Raw genomic sequence first — 21,271 nt, 5'->3', positions numbered from 1 at the left:
CAAGGCGGGTAGGACCTCACTCAGCCGGGCTGCCCTGACGCATGGCCCGCACAGACTGACGCAGTCGTCCGAGATTGACGCGGATCTGCTCCAGCCCCAGCAGGCTGCCCGGCACATCTTCCCAGCTGGAAGACAGAACGCCGTAGCTCAGGCCGACCAGACCCAGCAGGAAAAACGCTCCGGAAGTCACCAGGGTGAGGGCGGGAGCGATGTCCACCACACCTCGGCTGACCAGAAAATAACTGGCCACGAACACCCCCATGCCAAGAGCGGAGGGAATGCCGGTGGCAATGGCGATACGACGGGCCATGCGATTGGCCACCATCTCAGGAATGGCCTGCTGACCACGGGAGGCTTTGGCGCTGCCCGAGGCTTTAGGGCTGATTGAGGATTTGGCAGTGGCCTTTGCAGGCTTCCTGGACCCGCGGGGCTCAAACGGCTTGGGCTGTCCCTGGCGGGCCATGGCGAGACCTCAGCCGCGGATGCCGAGGGTGGCGATCAGAGAGGTGTAGCGATCCTCGCTGTTGCTGCGCAGGTAGGCGAGCAGCCGCTTGCGGCGACCGATCATCTTCAGCAGACCCTGGCGGGAGGAGAAATCGTGGATGTTCTTCTGCAGGTGTCCGCTGAGCTGACTGATGCGCTCGCTCAGCATCGCCACCTGCACTTCGACCGAACCCGTGTCGGTGCCGTGGGTCTGATGGCTGTTGATCAGTTCCTGCTTCTGGATGGTGTTGAGCGGCATGGGGGCGGCGTCTGGCCCGTAACGAACAAACATCTACCCTACCTTCCGGCAGAACAGCTCTCTGGCTGGCCATTCCTTCCTGTTTTGGTCAGGCCGCTGGCCGCGACAGCCAGCGCAGGCAGGCCGCCAGCCAGGTCTCGGCGTCGCCGCAGAGGCCCAGCTCGCCCTGGGCAACAGCGACGGCATCACTGGCCGCCACGGCCCGCAGGGCCCGGTGAATCTCCAGCACCTCATAACCGAGGGCCTCGAGCGTCTGCTCCACCTCGCTGCGGGTGGACGCGACCAGGGCCGTCGCCGCGCCCTCCGCTCCAGCGGTCGGACTCTCCGCCCAGTCGTCGAAGCCATCCACCACGCCGTCCAGCAGGTCAGTGAAGCGCTCCTGCAAACGGCTCCGCAGTTCCACCGACAACCGCTCCGCCGTGCGCTTGCCCACCCCGGGGGCACTGCTGAGCTGGCGCAGATCCGCCTGGACGATGGCGCGGGCCAGCTCCTCGGCCGCCATCGCACCCAGCAACCCCAGGGCCATCTGCGGGCCCACGCCACTCACGGCCACGAGCTCTCGGAACAGGTCGCGCTCCTGCCGTTGGGGGAAGCCGTAGAGCGTCCAGGCATCGTCCCGGATGGCGTGATGGATGTGCAGGCTGAGCCGCGACCCAGCCGACGGCAGCTCCCGCCAGTGCCGCTGGCTCAGTTGCACCTCATAGCCCACGCCCTGGCAGAGCAGCAGCAATCCGCAGCGCGCCCCCTGCTGCCAGGGATCGCTCACCTGCCCTTGCAGCCAACCGATCATGGGGAAGCTCGCTTCGTCGCCCCCATGCTGCCCGCCCTGCCACCCCCCTCGCAGTTGCGCCGGCTGCTCACAGGCAGCCTGATCCTGCTGGCGCTGCTGCTGCCGCTGAGCCTGGGGGGATGTGGCGGCGTGGGGCAGCCGCCGCGATCGGTGCTGCTCAGCGCCCTGGGCCTGCAGATCGACCTCACCCAGGGAGCCATTGCCCAGGCCCTGGCCCTGGAGCCGGCCGGCCCGCCCGAGGTGAGCCGGGTGCGGCTGGAGCACCAGGAAAGCCTGGCCATCGGCGAGGCCAAGGGCCTGCACCTCAACGGCCGTTTCGACTGGCGCCTGGCCGGCGATCCCATCCGGGTCGATACCCCCTTCGATCTCTATCTGCAGCGGGGCGAGCGGGGCCAGAGCTGGCGGCTGGCTCAACCGACCGGCAGCAGCGACGGTCTCAACCAGGACTGGCTGACCTACCCCCTGCCCCTGAACGGCCACTCAGGCTGAGCAAGGTGGCCAGCAGCACCAGGACCGCGCCCAGGAGCGTCCAGCCATCGATCCCCTCTTGGAAGATGAGCCAGCCCCAGAGCCCGGCGAACACCACCTGGGCGTAGCTGATCGCCGTGGCCTTAGCCGCCGGCAGGGCGGTGAGGCCCCGGGTGAGCCACACCTGGCCCAGCTGGGTGAACAATCCGACCCCCACCAGCCAGAGCAGCTCCACCGGCGTGGGCATCACCGGATCGAGCGCCACCAGCGGCAGGCTCAGGGGCACGGCCACCAGGGGGAAATAGAACACGATCACCAGGGGATGCTCACTGCGGCCCAGCTGGCGCACGCTCACGTAGGCCAGGGCAGTGCACAGGGCTCCGGCCAGGGCGATCAGCACCGGAATCAGCGGCAGGGAAGGGGCGGAGGCCCGGCCCATCCCGCCCAGCAGCGCCGCCGGCTGGGCCACCAGCAGCACCCCCAGCCAGCCCACCGCCATGGCCGCCAGCACGCGCCGGCCGATCCGCTCCCCCAGGGCCAGCCAGGCCAGCAGGGCGGTGAAGGTGGGGTAGAGGTACTGCAGCACCGTGGCTGACGCGAGCGGCAGCGCCGCCAGCGCCGCGTAGACGCACAGCAGCGCCAGGGTGCCGATGGCCCCCCGCACGATCAGCAGGCCACGCCGGCGGCCCCAGGGGTCGATGTCGGCGCGGCGCAGCAACCACCAGCTCAGGGCCACGCTCAGCAGCGCCCGGGCCAGCACCACCTCGGCGGCGGGGATGCGGGCGCCCACCTGCTTGACGCACACCCCCATCAGGCTGAAGCTCAGGGCGCTGAGCAGCATCGCCCGCACGGCGGCGGCCTCGATCGGGGTTGACCCCAGCGGCAGAACGCGCACGAGTGTCCCTGGCGGGCTGCTCAGGATCGCACTCTGCAGCCAGGCTGTGCCATCGAAACGGCAGCGGCTCCCTCCTGATCCCTGCAGAATCGCCCTCAGTCTCTCTCCTCCCTCCTCTCTCCTCTCCTTTCCCCCTCCGCCTTTTCCTTGAGCCTGCCCCGCCTCCACCCCCGCACGATCGAGGCCGTCAAGGAACGGGCCGACATCGTCGATGTGGTGGGCGAGCACGTGGTGCTCAAGAAGAAGGGGCGCGAGTTCGTGGGGATCTGCCCCTTCCACGACGACAAATCACCGTCGATGACGGTGTCGCCAGCCAAGCAGTTCTATTACTGCTTCTCCTGCGGTGCCGGCGGCAACGCCATCAAGTTCCTGATGGAACTGCAGCGCCAGAGCTTCGGCGATGTGGTGCTGGAGCTGGCGCGCAAGTATCAGCTGCCGATCGAGACCGTCGACGGACCCCAGCAGGAACGGCTGCGCAAGCAGCTGTCCCGCCGTGAGCAGCTGCATCGGGTGCTCACCCTGGCGGCGGGCTGGTTCCGCAGCCAGCTGCGCAGTCCCGAGGGCGCCGCGGCCCTCGCCTACCTCAAGGACAACCGCGGCCTCAGCGAAGGCACTCTCGAGACCTTCGAGCTGGGCTACGCCCCGGACCGTTGGGACGGTCTGCTCACCCACCTGCAGCAGGTGGAGGGCCTTGGGGTGGATCTGCTGGAGGCCGCCGGGATGGTGGTGGCCCGCAAGGGCGGTGAGGGCTTCTACGACCGCTTCCGCCATCGCGTGATGGTGCCGATCAAGGACCGCCAGGGCCGGGTGATCGGCTTCGGTGGCCGCAGCCTCGATGGCGGCGAACCGAAGTACCTCAACTCCCCGGAAACGGAGGTGTTCGAGAAGGGCAAGCATCTGTTCGGCCTCGACCGGGCCACCGTCGCGATCCGCAAGGACGACCAGGCGGTGGTGGTGGAGGGCTATTTCGATGTGATCGCCCTCCATGCGGCCGGCATCACCAATGCGGTGGCGGCCCTGGGGACAGCGTTGAGCAGTCAGCAGATCACCCAGATCTGCCGCGGCTGCGACAGCAAGCGGCTGATCCTCAATTTCGACAGCGACGGCGCCGGCGTGCGGGCCGCCCAGCGGGCGATCGGCGAAGTGGAGCAGCTGGCCCTGCAGGGGCAGCTGGAGCTGCGCGTGCTGCACCTGCCCGCCGGCAAGGATCCCGACGAGTTCCTCAGGCAGCACGGCCCCGGCGAGTACCGCGCCCTGCTGGAAGCCGCGCCCCTCTGGCTCGACTGGCAGATCGAGCAGGTGCTGGCCGACCGCGATCTCGCCCGGGCCGAGCAGTTCCAGCAGGCGGTGGCTGGCCTGGTGGAACTGCTCGGCAAACTCCCCCAGAGCGCCGTGCGCAGCCACTACCTGCAGCAGGTGGCGGAGCGGCTCAGCGGCGGCCAGGCCCGCCTGGCCCTGCAGCTGGAGGAAGACCTGCGCCAGCAGGTGAAGGGCCAGCGCTGGCACGGACGCTCCCAGAAGTGGGAGCAGCCCGGCGAAGCGGGACTGCGGGAACGGGCCGAGGCGGAGGTGCTGCGGCTCTACCTCCACTGCCCGCTGCACCGGCCCCTGATCCGGCGGGAGCTGCGGCAACGGGACCTGGAAGACTTCGCCCTGCAGCACCATCGCCTGCTCTGGGCCGCGATCAGCGCCCTCGAGGAAGACAACCTCGGGGCCGGCCGGCTGGAGGCGATCAACCGCGGCAGTGATGGCGGAGAGGATCTGGCTGATCTGGATCTGCCACGGTTGCTGGGCGATCAGCTGGTGGTGGAGCAGAGCGCCCTGCTCAGCCGTCTGACGCCGCTGCTGGAACCCAGCGAACTGCATCGCATGGCCCTGGCCCAGCCCGAGCTGCAGCTGCGTGGCACCACGGCCGTGCTCGAGCGGCAGCGGGCCCTGAAGCGCTGCCGACACCTGCTCGATGCCTGGAGGTCCCAGAACCTGGAAACGCTGGAACGCTGTCTCGCCCGCCTGCTGAACCCCATCGATGCCCCCACCGCCACCAATCTGCCGGGAGCGGCAGAGGCCAGCACAGCAGCAACCACGGATCCGGCACGAGTTACGGATCCGGCACGAGCCACGGCTCCGGCGGAAGCCGCCCTGGACATGGAGAGCCGCATCGAGGCCATGTTCGCGGAGCTCAACAGCGACGCCCTGCGCTTCCAGGACCTCTATTACAACGAGCGTCGCTATCTCGAGCAGCTCGATGCCCGCCGCCGCGCCGGCTATGAGGAGCTGGTCCGGGAAGCCAGATCGGAGCTGACCTCGGGCCCGGCCTGAGGCTGTCTGCCTTCACAATGAAGACAGCGTGCATGGTGTCGCCATGGGCTTCTACGAGGTTCTCTGGCATGGCGAGCAGATCGGCGACGGCGCCGACCTGGCCGAGGCCCTGGAATGCTTTGCCGCCGTTCGCCCGGATGATCAGGATTGGGAGCAGGCCTGCGCCGCGCCGGGCGCCGAACCGATGGTGCGCCGCTACGCCTCCTTCGATGCCTTTCTCGACAACGCCGATGAACTTGAGACGCTGCCGGTGACCGCCGCCATGATCAGAGAGGCCCTTGGCGATACGCCGCCGGACGGCCACCTGCTCTGATCGCCGTCCTCCGGCCTCACCGGCACTCCCTGTTTGTCTCCGCACCGCCATGGCCAGCTTTCCGATTCCTGCCGATGAACAGGAGCGCCTGCGTGATCTGGAGCGGCACGATCTCAAGGGCCATGCCGATGATCCCCACTTCGATCGGATTCTCACCCTGGCCCGGAGCCTCTACCAGACTCCGATCGCCGTGATCTCCCTGGTGGAAGCCGATCGGCAGTGGTTTCTCTCCCGTCAGGGCCTGACGGTGCGGGAAACACCGCGGGAGCAGGCCTTCTGCGGCCACACCATTCTCGGAGACGAGGTGCTGGTGGTGCCCGATGCCCTGGCCGACGAGCGCTTCTCCACCAATCCCCTGGTCACGGGCGATCCCCACATCCGCTTCTACGCCGGAGCGCCGCTACGGACGCCCGATGGGCACAAGCTCGGCTCTCTCTGCGTGATCGACCGGGAACCGCGCCAGCCCAGCCCTGAGCAGATCGATCAGCTGAAGCTGCTGGCCGACCTGGTGATGCGCGAGATCGAACTCCGGCGGATGAGTCACCACTGTCCGGTGACCGGACTGCCGCAGCGCACCCTGCTGCACAAACTCGGCACCAAGGAGTTCGAGAGAGCGCTGCAGCACGACCTGCCCCTGTCACTTCTGTGCATCGACCTCGACAATTTCCGCCTGATCAACAACCGCTGGGGCCACCCCGCCGGTGATCAGGTGCTCCGCGACGTGAGCCAGCTCTGCCGCAGCCTGCTGCCGGAGCATGATCTGGTGGTGCGCATGGGGAACAGCGAATTCGCACTGCTGATGCTGGAGCGCGACAGTGACTCCGCCCTGCAGATCGCCGAACAACTGCGCGAGAGCGTTCACCACCTCCCTGGCGTGTTCTCCCATTCCGGCTACCAGCTCCAGATCAGCGGTGGACTCACCAGTCGCACCGCCGGCGACACCAGCTTCAACGATCTGCTGCACCGCGCCGAACATGCCCTGGATCTGGCCAAGACCAACGGCCGCGACCAGGTCTCACGCCTGATGGGAGCTGACTGAGCCAGCCACCGCCTGCCGCGCTACAACCTCGCGACTGCGCTGATCGTCCTGGCGGGCACGTTTCAGATCGACGGCGCTGATCCCATAGCCGAGACGCCGTGCCGTGCGAATCAGATCGGCGGTGTTGCGGCAGCGGCGCAGACGGGCACGCATCCGCTCGTCCCTCTCGGCATCCACCACCAGGCGGTGAAGATTCTGCATGCTCATGACAACCTCCCAGAAGGATTTCGGCCGGAGCGGATGTCACTCAGGGGCTCCGGAATGCATCGACCTTATCGGTGTCATCACGCCAGTCCAGCGCCAGTCGCATCCGGTCGGATCTCAGCGGCCGCCAGTCACGATTCGGTTGGATGTTCAGCCAGCCTGCACCCAGGGCAGATCGCTCAGACGCGTGGTGGCGGCACGGGAGAGCCGGGAACGGCGCATCATCCAGGCGGGCCGCAAGCCACAGGCCGCCCACTGCACCGTGCCTCGACCGTAGCGGCGGTTCAGGGCATCGATCGTGGCCAGAAGGGCCTCACGGCGCTGCTGCTGCTCCAGCGGCATCGGTGCCAGCAGATGGTGCTGCAGCTGCTCGAGGGGCTGGAGCTGCTGCAGCAGCACACCGGCCTTCTGCAACGGCTTGTGGGGCCGGAACAGACGCTCGGCCAGGGGAAGGGCGGCGGCCAGCAGCACGGCGGTGTCGTTGCTGGCCAGGGGCAGCTGCACCGTGGCGGCATTGCTGTAGAAGCGGCTGCCATCGAAGGGGCTGCTGCGCACGAACACGGTGATCGCCCCGGCCCGCTGCCGCTGACGCCGCAGCTTCTCGGCGGCGCGGCTGAGATAGGTGGCGATCGCCTCGCGCAGATCCGTCAGCGTGGTGACGGGCTGGCTGAAGCTGCGGCTGACGCAGGTTTCCTGCTTGGCCGGCGGCAGGCTCACCAGGGGCAAGCAGCTCCGGCCGCGCAGTTCCTCCTGCAGCCGCAGACCCACCACGCCGCACCGGCGGCGCAGCTCGCCGCTGGCCAGATCGCGCAGCTGGCGGGCATCGGCGACGCCGCGCAGGCGGCACCAACGCGCCAGCTGGCGGCCGATGCCCCAGACGTCCTCGATGGCGACGGATTCCAGCCAGGGGTCAGGATCCGCCACCGCCCCCAGATCGAACACCCCACCGTGGCGGGGATCGCCCTTGGCCAGACGGTTGGCGATCTTCGCCAGCACCTTGGTGGGCGCGATGCCCACCGCCACCGGCAGACCGAGATGGCGCTGCACCTGAGCCCGCAGCCGCCGCCCCCAACTCGTGAGATCACCGCCAGGCCTGAGATCCGCGCCGCTGGGATCGCCGGCTGCAGGCCGATGCAGGCGACCAAAGGCCTCGTCGATCGAATAGACCTCCAGCTCCTCCACCCAGGGCTCGATCGTGGCCATCAGCCGCTGGCTCATGTCGGCATAGAGGGCGTAATTGGAGCTGCGCACGATCACCCCCAGCCGCTCCAGCTCGCGACGCACCTGGAAATAGGGCTGGCCCATGGGAATGCCCAGGCTGCGCGCTGCGGCGCTGCGGGCCACGATGCAGCCGTCGTTGTTGGAGAGCACCACCAGCGGCCGGCCGGCCACGGCGGGATCGAGGGCCGCCTCGCAGGAGGCGTAGAAATTGTTGGCGTCGATCAGCACCGTGGCCAGGGCCATGGGAGAGCGCTCAGAGCGGGTGGATCACGTGAATGGCCACGCCCCAGAGCCGGTCATCGTCCGCCGCCCCCAGCTCCAGCAACGGATAGGCCGGATGGGCCGCCTCCAGCAGCCAGCGCCCCTGCTGCCGCACCAGGCGCTTGAGCGTGAAGGCCCCCTCCAGCACCGCCACCACAATCCGCCCGGGGCGCGGTTCCAGGCTGCGATCCACGATCAGCAGATCGCCGTGGTGAATGCCGGCCCCGATCATCGAATCACCGCTGACCCGCAGGAAAAAGGTGCTGCTGGGATGGCGGATCAGCACCTCGTTGAGATCGATGGCCGCCTCCATGTAATCGTCCGCGGGGCTGGGGAAGCCGGCCGCCACCGCCTCGGCGGCGAGGGGCAGGGCCAGCGGCGGGCGCTGCGGCTCCAGGCGCCAGGGCCCGGCAACGGCCGGCTCCGGCGGCGGCGCGGGTGGCGATGCGGGTGGCGGAGCGGGCAAGCAGGAACGGGGACGGGATCCGGACACGGCAACCAGCCGAACCAGCTCACAGTAGTTCATCTGTACCAGATTCAGACCAGAATCTGCATCGGTAGGCCCGTGCCGTCGAGGTCGCCGCCGAGGCGCAGGGCCGTGCCGGCCTCGATGCGCGCGGCGCTCCACAGGGCCGCCAGGGCATCGAGGATGTCGTCATCGGCCACCTGGCGGCGCAGGAAACGGGCGCGGATCGCGGCCGCCGCCCCCGGGAAGGTCCGCTCCACCAAGGCCAGGCGATCGGCGGCGCCGGCGGCGCTCTTCTTGGGGTGCGGCATCGGCACACCACCGTTCCACTCGCGGAAACACAGCTCCGGGTGCACCTCCACCAGGCAGCGGGCCTGCCCTGGATCGCGCTGCAACCAGGCGTCCACCTGGCGCACCTTGGCGAGGATGTGGAACGCCTGCTTGCTGAGTTTGCAACCCTGGGCCGCCTGGGACAAGGCACAGGCCTCCGGGTAGCTGGTGGCGGCCAGCACGCCGCGCAGGGGCGCTGAAAAGACACTGCTGCGGCGGGGGCCCAGCAGGCGGCGGGCTTCGCGATCGCAGCGGCGGGGCCCGGCTTCGGGCAGACCGATGGGGATGTCGATGGCGGTGAGCTGCCAGCCCGGCCCCTCCAGCAGCTCAAGGGCGGAGGGGAACAGCCGGGCGGTGACGGGCTCCCCCGGTCCCTCGCAGGACACCGCCAGCCAGCCGGCCCGGCAGCCATCCACCCCGCGCAAGCCCTGCATGCCGTTCCGTCCGTGCTGGGGAGGCGATCCTGGCGCGCGGCTGTTGGCCGCGGCCCTCAAGGCCCTGGGGCAATCCATTCCAGCCGCCGCACGCTGCGCCGCAGCACCTCCACCAGCTCGCCGCGCATCAGCAACCCCGTCCCGCCCCACACCAGGCGCAGGGCAAGATCGAGCGGACCGGCGCCGAGGTCGCGCAGCGGCATGAAGCCAAGTCGCTCGAAATAGCGCACCAAGCGGCGGTGCTGACGCGGATCGTCGCGGATGGCGAGCAGGCGCGCCTGGCGGCAGGGCGTGCACTCCAGGGCCCAGGCGCCGGTGGCGGCCCAGATCAAGGGGCCCACCGCGGCGGTGTCCTGTCCCTGCACCCGCATGGTGTCGAGCTGCAGGCCCGCGGCCGTGGGGAGCGCCCAGCCCTTGAGCTCCCCCAGCAGCAGGGGAGGCTGCTGCGGCCGCGAGCGGGCCACCACCACCCGCAGGCCCCGGATCCCCAGACGGTCGGACACCTGCAGGCGCAGAAGCAGGCCGCCGCCTGCGGCACGGCGTTCCAGATCCGCCAGGGAGGGCAGCGCTGCCAGGGCCGGCAGCGCTGACGGGGAGGCAGGGGCCATCGCACCGGCAGCCAGACCAGGCCATCCTGACGGCGGGCCGCCGCGCAGGTGTCAGACCAGCCGGGAACCGCTGGCCCGCCGGCGCTGCTCCGGATCGAACACCGCGGCGATCGAGCGGATCAGCCAGCGGCCCTGGGACGTGACCTCGACCAGGCCCTGATTGCCCTGGCGCTGCAGCTGCACCAGGCCATCCGCGGCCAGGGCCTGAAGGTCGTGCCACTCCTGCGCGAAACCCTCCAGGGGCAGCGCAACCCGGAAGCGGCACATCACCTCCTGAATCAGCCGGCGCCGTTCCAGCACCGCCGGATCGCGCACCACCAGGCCCCGTTCCACCGGCAGGCGACCGGCCTCGAGCGCGGCGTAGTAGGCGCGCAGATCACGCAGGTTCTGGCTGAACAGATGGGGGAACTGGCTGATCGCCGTGGGGCCCACCCCCAGCAGATCGAGCTCACCACCGGTGGTGTAGCCCTGGAAGTTGCGGTGCAGCCGGCCCTCGCGGGCCGCGACCGCCAGGCTGTCGCCCGCCAGGGCGTAGTGATCCATGCCGATAGCGTCGTAGCCGGCGGCGGCGAGCAGCTGGCTGGCGGACTCCAGCATGGCCAGCCGCTGGTGCTGGCTGGGCAGATCCTCGGCCGCGATCTTGCGCTGCAGGGGCAGTTGCTGCGGCAGATAGGCGAAGGAGAACAGGGAGATGCGATCGGGCCGCAGCTCCCGCACCAGCTCCAGGGTGGTGCGGAAGCGCTCCGGTGTCTGCAGCGGCAGGCCGCAGATCAGATCCACGTTGACGCTCTCGAACGAGGCCTCCCGCATCCAGGCCATCGCCCGGCGGAGCTGCTCGACGGGCACCACCCGATTGACCGCCTTCTGTACCTCGGGATCGGCATCCTGGATGCCGAAGCTGATGCGATTGAAGCCGAGCCGGCGCAGGCCGAGCAGCTCGTCACGGCTGAGGAACTCGGGATTCACCTCGATCGAGGCCTCCAGATCGGTGGCGAGATCGAAGTGCTGATCCAGCAGCTCCCACAGCTGCCCCTGTTCCGCCGGCGTGAGGTAGTTGGGGGTGCCGCCGCCCCAGTGCAGCTGCCCCACCCGCCGCCGCTGGCCCGCGGCGGCCCCGATCAGCTGCAGCTCCCGCTCCAGCGCCTGCAGATAGGGGCCCACCACCCGGGAGCCGGCCTGGGTGGTGACCCGGTTGCAACCGCAATACCAGCAGGCATGGCGGCAGAAGGGCACATGGACATACAGCGACAGGGGTTCGGCAGCGGGCCTGGCCAGCTGGGCCGCCAGATCGGCGGCGCCCACCGCCTCCGAGAAGGAGGCGGCGGTGGGGTAGCTGGTGTAACGCGGCACCGGCTTGTCGTACTTGAGCAGCAGCGCGATCGGGGTGGAAACCGAGGGCTTGGCGGCAGAAACGGAACGGGACGGCGCGAACGTCATCAGATCGGGGGCTAGGGGAGCGAAGGGTGCGGCGAGAGCGGATGGGGAACGGCTGGACAGCGGCGCTCCGCTCAGACCAGCTCGCCCAGTTCGGCCAGCAGGCGCTGGGTGGCGAGGAAGGCGTCCTCCGCTTCCTGCAGCAGCTCCTGCTCCTGGGACTCGCTGAGCCGCAGCTGCTCGAAGCCGTCGTGGAGACCCTGCTTGAGCTCACTCAGGGGCCGGTCGAACTGCCAGAACTCCACGGCAGGCAGGCCGTGGCGGCGCAGGATGGCATTGGCCTGCTCGCTGAGCTGCTGCCCGCCGGAGAGATCACCGCCGTAGCGCACATACACGTGGGCGAGGAAGCGGTGGGGCGCGGTCTCAGCGAGGGTGGAGAGCTGCTCGAGCCAGGAGCTGGCGGCGGCAGACGGAGACGTGGCGGGAACGGCCGCAGCCTCCAGCTGGGCCAGGTCATGGCCGAGGGCGGCGCTGCGAGCCAGATCAGCCCAGGGCAGCGTGGCCCCGAGGGCCTCCGCCAGGGCCGGCCCCCGCCGCTCGATCAGGGCGTAGGCGGGTGCCAGGGCCCGCAGCAGGTCGGCCAGCTGCAGCGGACTGGCTTCTCCGGCCAGCAGCGAGCGGGAGAAGGCCATGCCTTCCGCCTTGTGGTGCGCGGCGCCGATGCGGCCATGCAGCCGCCGGACGCGTGGCCCGAACCCCTTGCGCATCACGGCATCGGCAGGCCGGGCATGGTCCGAGATGGACCCGGGGATGGCAGCAGTCATGGGCGGACACGCCGAAAGCGACGAAGCAACAGTCAAACTGTATAACGCTACTGTTGTTACGCAGAAAAATTGTTACATGGCTTCCGGGGCGCCGGCCTCACTCGCCCCACATCCGCAGCAGGTTGGTGTAGCTGCGGCAGAGCAGATCGAAGATCTCCCCCTTGCCCTGCTGCTGAAACAGGGCCCGCCGCGCCGCGTCCAGCTCAAACAGCAGTTCCCGCTGTTCACTGCTGCGGATGCGACTCTGGATCCAGCCCACCGCCACCAGGCGCTCACCGGCGGTGACCGGCTCGACCCGATGCAGCAGGGTGCTGGGATACACGATCGCCTGGCCTGAGCCGAGACGCACGCGCTCCTCCCGATCCGGCGACTCCAGCACCAGATCACCACCCTCGTAGGCCGCTGGATCGGTGAGGGCCACCGTGAAGGACAGGTCAGAGCGACCACCGGCCATGAAGGCGTTATCCACGTGGCGCCCATAGCCCTCGCCAGGGCCGGTGAGGCTGAACAGCACCCCATGGACATGCAACGGCAGGGCCGCCGAACGCACCAGCGGATCGGCCAGCAGGGCCTCCCGCACCTGAGCCTCCAGCTGGTGATGCAGGTCGGAGCCCCGCTCCAGCTGCCGGTTGCGTTTCACCCCGCGGGCATGCCAACCGGCGGTTTCGGCACCGGGCCGCCAGGGAGCGTCGTCGGCCCGCAGCGCCTCAGCCAGGGCACGGGTCGCCTCAGGGCTGAACAGGGGCTCGACAATGAAGCGCATGAACGGAGGCCGTCGGTGGATCCCACCATGCTTTGCCGTTGGATCACGCCGCGCTGTGCCTGTTGATCCGCGCCACTGCGGCGGTTGATCACGTCAGCCAGGCCGATGGATCACGACCTGCTCCGCCCAGCAGCCACCGCCGGGCGCGGTCTCCTCAAGAATGGTGGCCAGTCGCACCACCTCCATGGCCCGCCCCAGCATCGCTCTGTTTCTTGCCACCGCCGGCCTGATGGCCGGAGCCGTGGGCTGCGGCAAGGCACCCGACTCCGGCAGTGGCGGCGAAGAGTCGTCCGGCATGAGCACGCCGGCTCCGCAGACCGCACCGAAGATGCAGAAGGAAGCGATGGGCGAGGGGGCGATGCAGGGCAAGACCAAGGATCAGGAGATGCACGGTTCAGATGAAGGCGGTGAAGGCGGCGAAGGCGGCGAGGAGTGAGCCAGAGGCGGCCGCAGCGTCGACCCGAACAACGGGAACAGGCCAGACGCCTGAGGGGCCTGCTCACGATCACCGAGGCACAGAGCGGATTCCGCCACTGGCGAGAGCCCTACCTGCTGATGCTGTCCGTGTCGTGGCCCCTGTTCCTGGGGCTGATCACGACGCTGTACCTGCTGATCAACCTGCTGTTCGCCGCGCTGTACCGGCTGGATCCGGCCGGCATCGGCGGGGTTTCAGGCGGAGGCGCGGCCAGTTTCGCGGACGCCTTCTTCTTCAGCGTCCAGACCCTGGGCTCGATCGGCTACGGCGTGCTCCACCCCAGCAGCCTCACCGCCCACCTGATCGTGACCGCCGAGGCGCTGACGGGGCTGATCTTCATCGCCCTCACCACCGGCCTGGCCTTTGCCCGCTTTTCCCGCAGCTCGGCCCGGATCCGTTTCTCCAGCCTGGCGGCGGTGCATCCCTACAACGGCGTTCCCACCCTCACCTTCCGGGTGGCCAATGAGCGACGCAACACCATCCTGGGAGCGAATCTGAAGGCCTACCTCAGCATCGACGAGCGCAGCAGCGAAGGCCACCGGATGCGGCGACTGCATCCCCTGCGCCTCAGCCGGGAAGACGGCATCGCCTTCACCCTGGCCTGGACGGCGATGCATCCGATCAACCGCGACAGCCCCCTGTGGGGACTGGGTCCCGACCAGCTGGCGGTGGACCATGCCGAGGTGGTGGTGTCCTTCAGCGGCACCGACGGAATCCTGGAGCGTCCGATCCACGCCCACGCCAGCTATCCGGTCGACTGCATCGCCTTCGGGCGCTGCTTCGTGGACATGGTGGAAACCGACGGTGCCCGGGCGGTGATCGACTTCTCCCGCTTCCACCAGACGCGCGCCTGCCCGATGCCAGACCCAGGGGAAGAACGGGCGGAGGAAGGCTGACCGTTCAGTCGAGCCGTGTCGGCTGCCTAGGATCAGTCCTGCTGTGAGCTGATTTCTGATCCCTCTTCGCCGCCGGCTGGCCTACGGATATGGCCCCGTTCTGATCATCCTCAGCCATCTGGGCTGCCTGCTGCTGCTGAGCACGGGCCTGGAGCTGGGAGCAGCGCTGTGGGCCGTGGGGCTGTATCTGGCGCGGATGCTGGCCACCACGGCGATCTACCACCGGCTGATCACCCACGGCAGTTACCGGGCACCGCGGCCGATCTGGTGGCTTGGCTCCCTGGTGGCGGCCTCCGCCGGACAGATGGGACCGAGCTGGTGGAAGGCCCATCACCAGCAGCACCATCGCCATGTGGACACCCCCCGCGACCCCCACAGCCCCCTGCAGCCGGCGACGGGCTGGTGGCATGGCCTCTGGCGTTCCCAGGCGGGCTGGCTGCTGAGCAGCAGCTTCTTCCCCGAACAGCTGCCTGCGGATGTGGAAGCCGATCCGGTGCTGCGGGCGATCGACCGCTTGCACATGCTGCCGGTGCTGGCCCTGGCGGGCCTCTCCTACGCCCTGGGCGGCCTGCCCTGGCTGGCGGCCTTCTGCCTCAGCACCACGGTCCTGTTCCACGGCGTGGCGACGGTGAACTCCGCGGCCCACCTCTGGGGAGAGCAGCCCTTCGAGAGCGGCGATGCCAGCCGCAACAACCGCTGGGTCGCCCTGATCACCCTGGGTGAGGGTTGGCACAACCTGCACCACGCCTTCCCCTCCTCAGCCCGCCAGGGCCTGGGCCTGCGCCAGGGCGAACCGGTTGTCCTGCCCGATCCCACCTATCGCTTCATCCTGCTGCTGAAGCAGCTGGGCCTGGCCAGCCAGCTGCGCCTCCCCTCCGACCAGGCCCTGCGGGCCCGTCGCCGCCAAAGCGGTGGCAGCACAGCTGACCTGATCCGACTGGACAGCCATCAGGCCAGCCGCATGCGGGCCTGACGCCGAAGCCCGGGCGAAGCTTCAGCTTCAGGGACGAGGAGCCAGGAACGGAGGCCCAGGAGCTCGAGAGATCAAGAGCTCAGGGGGTTCGAGCCGGAGGGGATGGATAGGGAGGTCGACCGGACGAGATGCTCATAACATGACTACATATTTCGTGAGCAAACGCATCATTCAAGCAGTAGATTCGTAGAGTTTGCATACAGCGACGCCGTTGCATGATTTCCTCGGACAGTTACACCTAGCATCGCGCCGGCCATGACTGTTGCCATGTGCCCTCCCCTAGCCCTTTTGCCATTCGTACCCGTTCAGGAGTCGGGACAGCTCGCAACGAACATCGGGCTTGCTGAACCCTTGACGGTGGCTTGATTCCTGGTTGCATCTCAGTAAGAGACTCCTTGCGATGACCACCCCACCGGCCGGGATTTCAGAAGCCGATTGGGCCGCCACCCCGGTGGGAGTGAAGGCTGGATTTCTTGAGCTGGTCAGTCAGTGCCAGAGGCAGCAACAGGAGATCGAGCAGCTCCGCATCCAGCTCACCGCCCTGGCGACCGAACTGGCCCATCTGCGCGAGCGGATCGGCCGCAGCTCCCGCAATTCTTCCAAGCCTCCCTCCAGTGATGGCCAGGGGTTTAAGAGTTTGCTGAAAAACCAACCCACGAGCCAGTTTTCCACAGGCATCAGTGGATTTCCGGCTCAAAAAGACGGATCGGCGGCTATCAGAGCCGCAAACAGCCCGATTTCGGCATCGTTGGCCTCTCTGCAAGGCATTGGTTGAGGCCTATTGGGCACACCTCTGGACAACGGGCTGTTCATGCCGCCTCCATCGCGGGCTTGAGCAGGTTGCCCAGGCGGATCAGGTTGTAGGCGATCACATGCAGGCCAAACACGGCGCCGACCTTCTCGGTACCGCGCAGTTTGAACTGGCGCAGCCCTCCGAACGCCTTGATCCAACCAAACACCTTTTCGATCCCCCGGCGGGCGTTGATCGATTTGGAGTAGCCCACGTGACGGGTGGTGCGGCCATCAATGGCTGAGCCACCGCTGCGGGCCGTGTTCTGGGCCACGTGGGGCGTGACACCGATCCGCCGCATCTCAGCGACAAACCCTTTGGTGTCGTAGTTCTTGTCGGCGCCGACGGTCTTCTGGTGGGCACCGGTGAGGTCTGCTGCCATCTCTTTGGCGGCATCCCGCTCACCGGTGCCCGTGGCCTGGGTGACGCGGCAATCGACGATCAGGTCGTGGCGGTTGTCCATGAGGACATGGCCCCGATAGCTCAGCTGCGCTGGATGGGCATTCGATTTCCGGGCCAGCCGTGCCTCAGGATCGGTGCTGGAGCGGTGGGTCTCGTTGCTGAGCTTGATGCCGCGAAAGTCCCCTTTGGCGCGCTTCTTTCCCTCTTTGGGAGCACCGAATCCTTCGCCAGGACCTGTGGGCGGAGGCGGAGGATCCTCCTGGCCATCGATCCGCTCCAAGGAAGCGTGTGACGCCCAGGCCTGGAGCAACGTGCCGTCCACCGAAAAGTGCTCGTCACTGAGCAGCGGTTTGACCTCGGGTGCTCCCATCAGCTTCTCCAGGAACAGCCCCATGACGTCGTCAGTGAGGAGCCGATCACGATTCTTGGTGAATGTGGTCGGATGCCAGATCGCATCGTCAGGGCTCAAGCCCACAAACCAGCGGAACAGCAGGTTGTAGTGGACCTGCTCCAGCAGCAGCCTCTCGGAGCGGATGCCGTAGAACGCCTGCAACAACGAGGCCAGCAGCAGCTGCTCTGGCGGCACCGATGGTCTCCCTTCTGAGGCATACAACCTGCAGAAGGTGGGATTGAGTCGATCGAGGGCCTGATCCGCCAGCTTGCGAATCCGCCTGAGTGGATGGCTGGTCGGGATCCGCTCCTCGATCGAGACGTAGGAGAACAAGGAGCCGCTGCGCTCCTGCTGACCTCGCATCAAACCTGGGGCAGTTGCCCTATTTTCGCAGAGGCGGCGGGGTTTTTCAGCAAACTCTTAAGCCGCCCGAACGACGCAAGGGCAGTGGCCGCAAGCGCGGCGGCCAGCCGGGCCATCCCGGATCTGGGCCGGAGCTGCTGCCGATCGAGCGGGTGGATGAGGTGGTCGAGCACCACCCCCAGGCCTGCCGCCGCTGCGGCACGTTGCTACAGGGTCAGGATCCCGAGCCCTTGAGGCACCAGGTGATCGAGATTCCACCGATCACGCCTCTGGTGATCGAGCACCGGCTGCACCGCCTGGTCTGCCCCTGCTGTTCCACCAGCACCTGTGCCTCGTTACCGGCGGAGGTGGAAGTAAGCCATTACGGTCCCCGGCTCAGTGCTCTGGTGGGTCTGCTGGGTAGTGCCTTCCCGTTGAGTTTCAGCAAGACCCAGGCGCTGCTGGATCAGCTGCTGGGGGTACAGATCAGCCGGGGAGCGATGGCCACTATCCGCCAGCGCTTGAGTGCAGCACTGGAGCAGCCCATGCAGGAGGCCCTTGCGTTTGCCCGTCAGCAGTCGGTGGTCTATGTCGATGAAACCGGTGCCCCCACCGGTAATGCCGATGGGGGCAACCCCGATGGCCGGCGCGGCTGGGAGTGGGTCATGGTGACCGCCATGGGGGTGACAGTGTTCTTGCAGAGCCTGAGCCGCTCGGCTGCCGCCGCGATCGACCTGCTCGGGAATGCCTTTGGCGGAATTGTGGTGAGCGATCGCTTCTCCGCCTACAACCATCTCCCGCTGGAGCAGCGCCAGCTGTGCTGGGCGCACGTGATCCGCGATCTCACCGCCATCGCTGACCGTCAGGGCGCCAGCGGTGAGATTGGAGCGGAGCTGCTGGGCCTGCAGCAGCAGCTGTTTGCCCAGTGGCACCGCTACAAAGACGGAACGATCGACTGGTCCACGTTGCAGCAGGGCTGTCGGCCGATCCGCCAGGCGTTTGTGGGCACGCTGCAGCGGGTTGTGGAGCTGGGCTGCCAGCGCGGCGAGCGAACGCCGTGGGCCAAGACGGTGCGTACCTGCCATCAGTTGCTGCAAGTGAGCGATGGCCTCTGGACCTTCCTGGAGATTGAAGGGATCGAGCCCACCAACAACGCAGCCGAGCGTGCCCTGCGCCATTCGGTGATTCAGCGCAAGATCAGCCATGGCGTCCAATCCCGCCAGGGTGCGATCTGCCGCAGCAGGCTGCTCACGGTCACCACCAGCCTGCGGCAACAGGGCCGTGATATCTGGCAGTTCCTGGAGCAGGCCTTGATCGCCCATCATCGCGGCGGTGAGATGCCATCGCTGTTGCCGAATCCCTGAGCCGGCCGTCATCGATCGTGGTGTCTGTGGTTGCTCGTTGATCAGCGATCAAGGGTGGAATGCTGCGCTGCTGCGTCACGGCCCCTGAACGGATACTGCCATTCTTCGCATAACCCTGGTCAGAGCGCCCCAGCTGGGCATTGATCGCTTCGCCAATGATCGCGACAAGGAAAGCTGGTCGCACGCCTCATCCGAGGACCGAAGCACCATCATCCGGGCGGTCTATCGGCAGGTTCTCGGCTATCAATACGTGATGGCCAGCGAGCGGCTGAGCGCCGTGGAATCCCTGTTCCGCAACGATTACCTCAACGTCCGCGAGCTGGTGCGGGCCGTCGCCAAGAGCGGCCTCTACCGCAGCCGCTTCTTCGAGAACAGCAATCCCTACCGTTTCATTGAGCTCAACCACAAGCATCTGCTCGGCCGGGCTCCCCAGAACAAGGCGGAGATGCTGCATCACTTCACAATCCTGCAGGAGCAGGGTTATGATGCAGAGATTGATTCCTACATCGATAGCGTCGAATATCAGGAGCGTTTCGGTCAGGATACCGTTCCCTATCTGCACGGCTGGGATTACTCCAAGGGCCATGAGGGCCGCCAGTTCTCCTGGCTGATGCAACTGGCCCGTGGCGCCGCCGCCTCAGCCAAGGGCGACGCCTCCGGCAACCAGTTCCGGCTTGGGAAAGCCCTCCATCAGGATCGGGCTCTGCCCGTCCAGGGTTCGGCACCCCGAGTGGTGATTGTCTCCACCGAAGGACCGTTCCAGGCCCTGGTGAGCACGACCCACGATCTGGGCGAGTCGTTCGAGTCCGGTGAGTTCCGCAGCACCCCCACCCAGAGCCATCGCCGCGAAGCCCTGCGGGTGGATGCCGGCAGCCGCAGCAGCGACGCCTCTGGCCGCGTGGTGACGATCACCGCCACCGGCATCGCCGACAATTCCTACGTCCGCAGTGGTGCCTACGTGCTGCGGATTCCCTTCAGCCGCATGAATGAAGCCCTGCGTCGGGTCAATCGCCTCGGCGGCCGGGTTGTGGATGTAGCGGTGAGCTGAGAGCTGCTGCCCAGGGTCACCAACAACACCTGAGCAGTGGGGGCTCCCCGATGGCGGGAGCCCCTCAACCAAAAGTTTTCGGCGCGTCGTCATGCTTCGGGCCAGCACATCTGGTGCCCGCAGCTCTGGCATCAGCACCAACAACGCTTATGGTGTCAAGGAGAATCCCGTGAATCCACCCAGCAACCCTGCCACTGCACCGGTGAGCAGGCAGGCCAGCGTGGAGGCCAGCAGCACGCGCCAGGCCAGCGTTCCCACCACTCCCTTCTGCTCGGGCGCCAACGCACACAACCCCCCCACAAAGATTCCCAGCGAGGGGAGATGGGCAAATCCGCAGAGTGCGTAAGCGAGGATCACCACCGAGCGCGGATCGCTCCATTGGCCCGCCTGCAGGCTGCTGGCCAGACTGACGAACGCAGGCACCTCCGTGGCCACCAGCCGCAACGCCAGCAGTTCCGAAGCTGGTACCGCGTCGCTGAAGGGCACTCCGATCATCCACACAAACGGAACAAACACCCAGGCCAGCAGGGATTGCAGCGTGGCCTGCGGCTGGCCGAACCAGCCGCCCACCCAGCCGATGCCTGAATTGGTCAAGGCGAGCAGTCCAACGAAGGCAATCAGCACGGCCGTGATGCCCACGGCCAGCTTCAGGCCATCATTGGCGCCCTGGGTGATGGCCTCCACGCTGCTCCCATAGCGCACCTCTTGCACCGGCTCGGGCAGCAGCGGCCGTGATTCGCTGGCTGGTACAGGCAGCCGCACCAGCGGTGCCGGCACCAGGAGGCGCGCCATCATCACTGCCGCCGGAGCACTCAGCAGGTTGGCCGTGATCAGATGGCCGGCAATGCCCGGAAAGTGGGGCTGGAGCACACCCACATACAGCCCCAGCATGGTGCTGGCGATGGTGGCCATGCCGGCGGTGAGTACCACCGCCAGTTCATGCGGCTGGGCAGTGGCCAGATAAGGGCGAATCGTGAGCATCGATTCAATCCCCACAAACACATTGCTGGCGGTCACGGTTGCCTCCACGCCTGTGATTCCCAGGCTCCGGCGGAAGAAGCGCGCCAGAGTGGCAATCACCCTCTGCATGACCCCCAGGTGATAAAGCAGAGCGGTGAGAGCTGCGAAAAAAATGGCAATCGGGAAGGCCTGGAAGGCCAGGATCAAGCCCAGGCTGCCCTGTTCGCCCGCGGGCACCGCCAGCGGGCCAAACACGAATTCAGCACCCGTGCGGGCAGGCGCCAGTAGCGCCACCACAGCCCCATTCAGCCAGGAAAACACCACCCGGCCGAACGCCAGCTGAAACAGCAACACCCCAAGCCCCAGCTGGGTGGCCAGGGCCACCCCGATCAGCCGCCAGGGCGTGGCCCTCCGATCCTGCGAGAACAACCACGCCACCAAGAGCAGCAGTGCAATTCCCAGAGTTCCTCGCACCGCCTGCCAGAGCATGGTCCTTTTGCCACGGGTGCTGTAGCGGCGTCAACTTAAGGCGGCGCGGCCCATGCTGCGGCCATGGCTGAGATGGCAGAACATTGGAGA

The 21,271-nt window shown here is 67.6% G+C and carries 24 protein-coding genes; 10 read left to right on the top strand and 14 right to left on the bottom strand.

Going from position 1 to position 21,271, the window contains the following annotated elements:
- Window positions 1-16: 16 nt before the first annotated feature.
- The 3 genes from H8F26_RS14505 to ruvA form a co-directional block, all read right to left on the bottom strand.
- Complete coding sequence (locus tag H8F26_RS14505; protein ID WP_197155072.1) at window positions 17-463, bottom strand: PAM68 family protein; 447 nt, start codon at window positions 461-463, stop codon at window positions 17-19.
- A 9-nt stretch (window positions 464-472) separates the two neighbouring features.
- A complete protein-coding gene (gene rpsO / locus H8F26_RS14500; RefSeq protein ID WP_197155070.1) occupies window positions 473-742 on the bottom strand; it encodes a 30S ribosomal protein S15 in 270 nt (89 codons plus the stop codon).
- A gap of 88 nt (window positions 743-830) precedes the next feature.
- Entirely contained in the window at window positions 831-1,532 is a 702-nt protein-coding gene (gene ruvA, locus H8F26_RS14495; RefSeq protein WP_197155060.1) for a Holliday junction branch migration protein RuvA, read from the bottom strand.
- Window positions 1,533-1,556: 24 nt separating this feature from the next.
- On the opposite strand from ruvA, the gene H8F26_RS14490 reads away from it, so the two are divergent.
- Window positions 1,557-2,021 carry a hypothetical protein gene (locus tag H8F26_RS14490; protein ID WP_197159237.1) on the top strand — a complete coding sequence of 155 codons (465 nt, stop codon included), beginning with the start codon at window positions 1,557-1,559 and terminating at the stop codon, window positions 2,019-2,021.
- Here the strand turns inward: H8F26_RS14490 and H8F26_RS14485 are convergent.
- Window positions 1,969-2,841 carry a DMT family transporter gene (locus H8F26_RS14485; RefSeq protein WP_197159236.1) on the bottom strand — a complete coding sequence of 291 codons (873 nt, stop codon included), beginning with the start codon at window positions 2,839-2,841 and terminating at the stop codon, window positions 1,969-1,971. The two genes, H8F26_RS14490 and H8F26_RS14485, sit on opposite strands and share 53 nt — an antisense overlap.
- A 201-nt stretch (window positions 2,842-3,042) precedes the next feature.
- Here H8F26_RS14485 and dnaG point away from each other — a divergent pair, with 201 nt between their 5' ends.
- Genes dnaG through H8F26_RS14470 form a run of 3 tightly spaced genes read left to right on the top strand, consistent with a single transcriptional unit; the run spans window position 3,043 to window position 6,566 of the window.
- Window positions 3,043-5,214, top strand: coding sequence for a DNA primase (gene dnaG, locus H8F26_RS14480; protein WP_197155058.1), 2,172 nt, complete (start codon window positions 3,043-3,045; stop codon window positions 5,212-5,214).
- 43 nt (window positions 5,215-5,257) lie between these two features.
- A complete protein-coding gene (locus tag H8F26_RS14475) occupies window positions 5,258-5,527 on the top strand; it encodes a hypothetical protein (protein ID WP_197155056.1) in 270 nt (89 codons plus the stop codon).
- A gap of 49 nt (window positions 5,528-5,576) precedes the next feature.
- On the top strand, window positions 5,577-6,566 hold the full coding sequence (locus H8F26_RS14470; protein WP_197155054.1) for a sensor domain-containing diguanylate cyclase: 990 nt from the start codon (window positions 5,577-5,579) through the stop codon (window positions 6,564-6,566).
- On the opposite strand, the gene H8F26_RS14465 is transcribed toward H8F26_RS14470, so the two are convergent.
- From H8F26_RS14465 to H8F26_RS14430, 8 genes are all read right to left on the bottom strand, one after another.
- Window positions 6,543-6,767 (bottom strand): Nif11 family protein, encoded by a 225-nt coding sequence (locus H8F26_RS14465; protein WP_231597858.1) that lies wholly within the window; start codon window positions 6,765-6,767, stop codon window positions 6,543-6,545. The two genes, H8F26_RS14470 and H8F26_RS14465, sit on opposite strands and share 24 nt — an antisense overlap.
- 153 nt (window positions 6,768-6,920) lie before the next feature.
- Window positions 6,921-8,234 carry a Y-family DNA polymerase gene (locus H8F26_RS14460; protein WP_197155039.1) on the bottom strand — a complete coding sequence of 438 codons (1,314 nt, stop codon included), beginning with the start codon at window positions 8,232-8,234 and terminating at the stop codon, window positions 6,921-6,923.
- Between the two features lie 10 nt (window positions 8,235-8,244).
- Complete coding sequence (locus H8F26_RS14455; RefSeq protein ID WP_370594629.1) at window positions 8,245-8,718, bottom strand: LexA family protein; 474 nt, start codon at window positions 8,716-8,718, stop codon at window positions 8,245-8,247.
- Between the two features lie 71 nt (window positions 8,719-8,789).
- Entirely contained in the window at window positions 8,790-9,482 is a 693-nt protein-coding gene (locus tag H8F26_RS14450; protein ID WP_197155035.1) for a DUF429 domain-containing protein, read from the bottom strand.
- Between the two features lie 56 nt (window positions 9,483-9,538).
- A complete protein-coding gene (locus H8F26_RS14445) occupies window positions 9,539-10,090 on the bottom strand; it encodes a hypothetical protein (RefSeq protein WP_197155033.1) in 552 nt (183 codons plus the stop codon).
- Window positions 10,091-10,141: 51 nt separating this feature from the next.
- Window positions 10,142-11,527: an oxygen-independent coproporphyrinogen III oxidase gene (hemN, locus tag H8F26_RS14440; RefSeq protein WP_197155031.1), complete on the bottom strand. Its 1,386-nt coding sequence runs from the start codon at window positions 11,525-11,527 to the stop codon at window positions 10,142-10,144.
- A gap of 71 nt (window positions 11,528-11,598) precedes the next feature.
- Window positions 11,599-12,288, bottom strand: a complete 690-nt coding sequence (locus H8F26_RS14435; protein WP_197155029.1) for a biliverdin-producing heme oxygenase — start codon at window positions 12,286-12,288, stop codon at window positions 11,599-11,601.
- Window positions 12,289-12,385: 97 nt separating this feature from the next.
- Window positions 12,386-13,051, bottom strand: a complete 666-nt coding sequence (locus H8F26_RS14430; RefSeq protein WP_197155027.1) for a Fe2+-dependent dioxygenase — start codon at window positions 13,049-13,051, stop codon at window positions 12,386-12,388.
- 184 nt (window positions 13,052-13,235) lie between these two features.
- On the opposite strand from H8F26_RS14430, the gene H8F26_RS14425 reads away from it, so the two are divergent.
- The 4 genes from H8F26_RS14425 to H8F26_RS14410 all read left to right on the top strand — a co-directional run bounded on the left by H8F26_RS14425 (window position 13,236) and on the right by H8F26_RS14410 (window position 16,170).
- Window positions 13,236-13,487, top strand: a complete 252-nt coding sequence (locus tag H8F26_RS14425) for a hypothetical protein (protein ID WP_197155025.1) — start codon at window positions 13,236-13,238, stop codon at window positions 13,485-13,487.
- On the top strand, window positions 13,484-14,422 hold the full coding sequence (locus H8F26_RS14420; RefSeq protein ID WP_231597857.1) for an ion channel: 939 nt from the start codon (window positions 13,484-13,486) through the stop codon (window positions 14,420-14,422). Before H8F26_RS14425 ends, H8F26_RS14420 begins: the two co-directional genes overlap by 4 nt.
- Window positions 14,423-14,618: 196 nt before the next feature.
- Window positions 14,619-15,395 carry an acyl-CoA desaturase gene (locus H8F26_RS14415; RefSeq protein ID WP_231605233.1) on the top strand — a complete coding sequence of 259 codons (777 nt, stop codon included), beginning with the start codon at window positions 14,619-14,621 and terminating at the stop codon, window positions 15,393-15,395.
- A gap of 400 nt (window positions 15,396-15,795) precedes the next feature.
- The gene (locus H8F26_RS14410; RefSeq protein WP_197155023.1) at window positions 15,796-16,170 is read left to right on the top strand and encodes a DUF6444 domain-containing protein; all 375 of its coding nucleotides are present in this window, start codon (window positions 15,796-15,798) and stop codon (window positions 16,168-16,170) included.
- A gap of 34 nt (window positions 16,171-16,204) precedes the next feature.
- Here H8F26_RS14410 and H8F26_RS14405 read toward each other — a convergent pair whose 3' ends face one another.
- Complete coding sequence (locus tag H8F26_RS14405; protein ID WP_197153730.1) at window positions 16,205-17,341, bottom strand: IS5 family transposase; 1,137 nt, start codon at window positions 17,339-17,341, stop codon at window positions 16,205-16,207.
- 14 nt (window positions 17,342-17,355) lie between these two features.
- On the opposite strand from H8F26_RS14405, the gene H8F26_RS14400 reads away from it, so the two are divergent.
- Both H8F26_RS14400 and H8F26_RS14395 read left to right on the top strand, forming a co-directional pair.
- Window positions 17,356-18,684: an IS66 family transposase gene (locus H8F26_RS14400; RefSeq protein ID WP_197155021.1), complete on the top strand. Its 1,329-nt coding sequence runs from the start codon at window positions 17,356-17,358 to the stop codon at window positions 18,682-18,684.
- Window positions 18,685-18,793: 109 nt separating this feature from the next.
- A complete protein-coding gene (locus H8F26_RS14395) occupies window positions 18,794-19,732 on the top strand; it encodes a phycobilisome rod-core linker polypeptide (protein ID WP_197159233.1) in 939 nt (312 codons plus the stop codon).
- 147 nt (window positions 19,733-19,879) lie between these two features.
- Here the strand turns inward: H8F26_RS14395 and H8F26_RS14390 are convergent, their stop codons facing one another.
- Window positions 19,880-21,181 (bottom strand): NupC/NupG family nucleoside CNT transporter, encoded by a 1,302-nt coding sequence (locus H8F26_RS14390; protein ID WP_231597855.1) that lies wholly within the window; start codon window positions 21,179-21,181, stop codon window positions 19,880-19,882.
- Window positions 21,182-21,271 lie beyond the last annotated feature (90 nt).

It is taken from the genome of Synechococcus sp. CBW1006, from assembly GCF_015840525.1.
In the GTDB taxonomy this organism is placed as follows: domain Bacteria; phylum Cyanobacteriota; class Cyanobacteriia; order PCC-6307; family Cyanobiaceae; genus CBW1002.
Note: the sequence above shows the minus strand (reverse complement) of the source record. Positions and strands in the feature narration are given on the sequence as shown.

Coding starts and splice junctions, on each gene's coding strand:
- H8F26_RS14505 (WP_197155072.1), bottom strand. CDS start 463: ATGGCCCGCCAGGGACAGCCCAAGCCGTTTGAGCCCCGCGGGTCCAGG.
- rpsO (WP_197155070.1), bottom strand. CDS start 742: ATGCCGCTCAACACCATCCAGAAGCAGGAACTGATCAACAGCCATCAG.
- ruvA (WP_197155060.1), bottom strand. CDS start 1,532: ATGATCGGTTGGCTGCAAGGGCAGGTGAGCGATCCCTGGCAGCAGGGG.
- H8F26_RS14490 (WP_197159237.1), top strand. CDS start 1,557: ATGCTGCCCGCCCTGCCACCCCCCTCGCAGTTGCGCCGGCTGCTCACA.
- H8F26_RS14485 (WP_197159236.1), bottom strand. CDS start 2,841: ATGCTGCTCAGCGCCCTGAGCTTCAGCCTGATGGGGGTGTGCGTCAAG.
- H8F26_RS14475 (WP_197155056.1), top strand. CDS start 5,258: ATGGGCTTCTACGAGGTTCTCTGGCATGGCGAGCAGATCGGCGACGGC.
- H8F26_RS14470 (WP_197155054.1), top strand. CDS start 5,577: ATGGCCAGCTTTCCGATTCCTGCCGATGAACAGGAGCGCCTGCGTGAT.
- H8F26_RS14465 (WP_231597858.1), bottom strand. CDS start 6,767: ATGCAGAATCTTCACCGCCTGGTGGTGGATGCCGAGAGGGACGAGCGG.
- H8F26_RS14460 (WP_197155039.1), bottom strand. CDS start 8,234: ATGGCCCTGGCCACGGTGCTGATCGACGCCAACAATTTCTACGCCTCC.
- H8F26_RS14450 (WP_197155035.1), bottom strand. CDS start 9,482: ATGCAGGGCTTGCGCGGGGTGGATGGCTGCCGGGCCGGCTGGCTGGCG.
- H8F26_RS14445 (WP_197155033.1), bottom strand. CDS start 10,090: ATGGCCCCTGCCTCCCCGTCAGCGCTGCCGGCCCTGGCAGCGCTGCCC.
- hemN (WP_197155031.1), bottom strand. CDS start 11,527: ATGACGTTCGCGCCGTCCCGTTCCGTTTCTGCCGCCAAGCCCTCGGTT.
- H8F26_RS14435 (WP_197155029.1), bottom strand. CDS start 12,288: ATGACTGCTGCCATCCCCGGGTCCATCTCGGACCATGCCCGGCCTGCC.
- H8F26_RS14430 (WP_197155027.1), bottom strand. CDS start 13,051: ATGCGCTTCATTGTCGAGCCCCTGTTCAGCCCTGAGGCGACCCGTGCC.
- H8F26_RS14425 (WP_197155025.1), top strand. CDS start 13,236: ATGGCCCGCCCCAGCATCGCTCTGTTTCTTGCCACCGCCGGCCTGATG.
- H8F26_RS14415 (WP_231605233.1), top strand. CDS start 14,619: ATGCTGGCCACCACGGCGATCTACCACCGGCTGATCACCCACGGCAGT.
- H8F26_RS14410 (WP_197155023.1), top strand. CDS start 15,796: ATGACCACCCCACCGGCCGGGATTTCAGAAGCCGATTGGGCCGCCACC.
- H8F26_RS14405 (WP_197153730.1), bottom strand. CDS start 17,341: ATGCGAGGTCAGCAGGAGCGCAGCGGCTCCTTGTTCTCCTACGTCTCG.
- H8F26_RS14390 (WP_231597855.1), bottom strand. CDS start 21,181: ATGCTCTGGCAGGCGGTGCGAGGAACTCTGGGAATTGCACTGCTGCTC.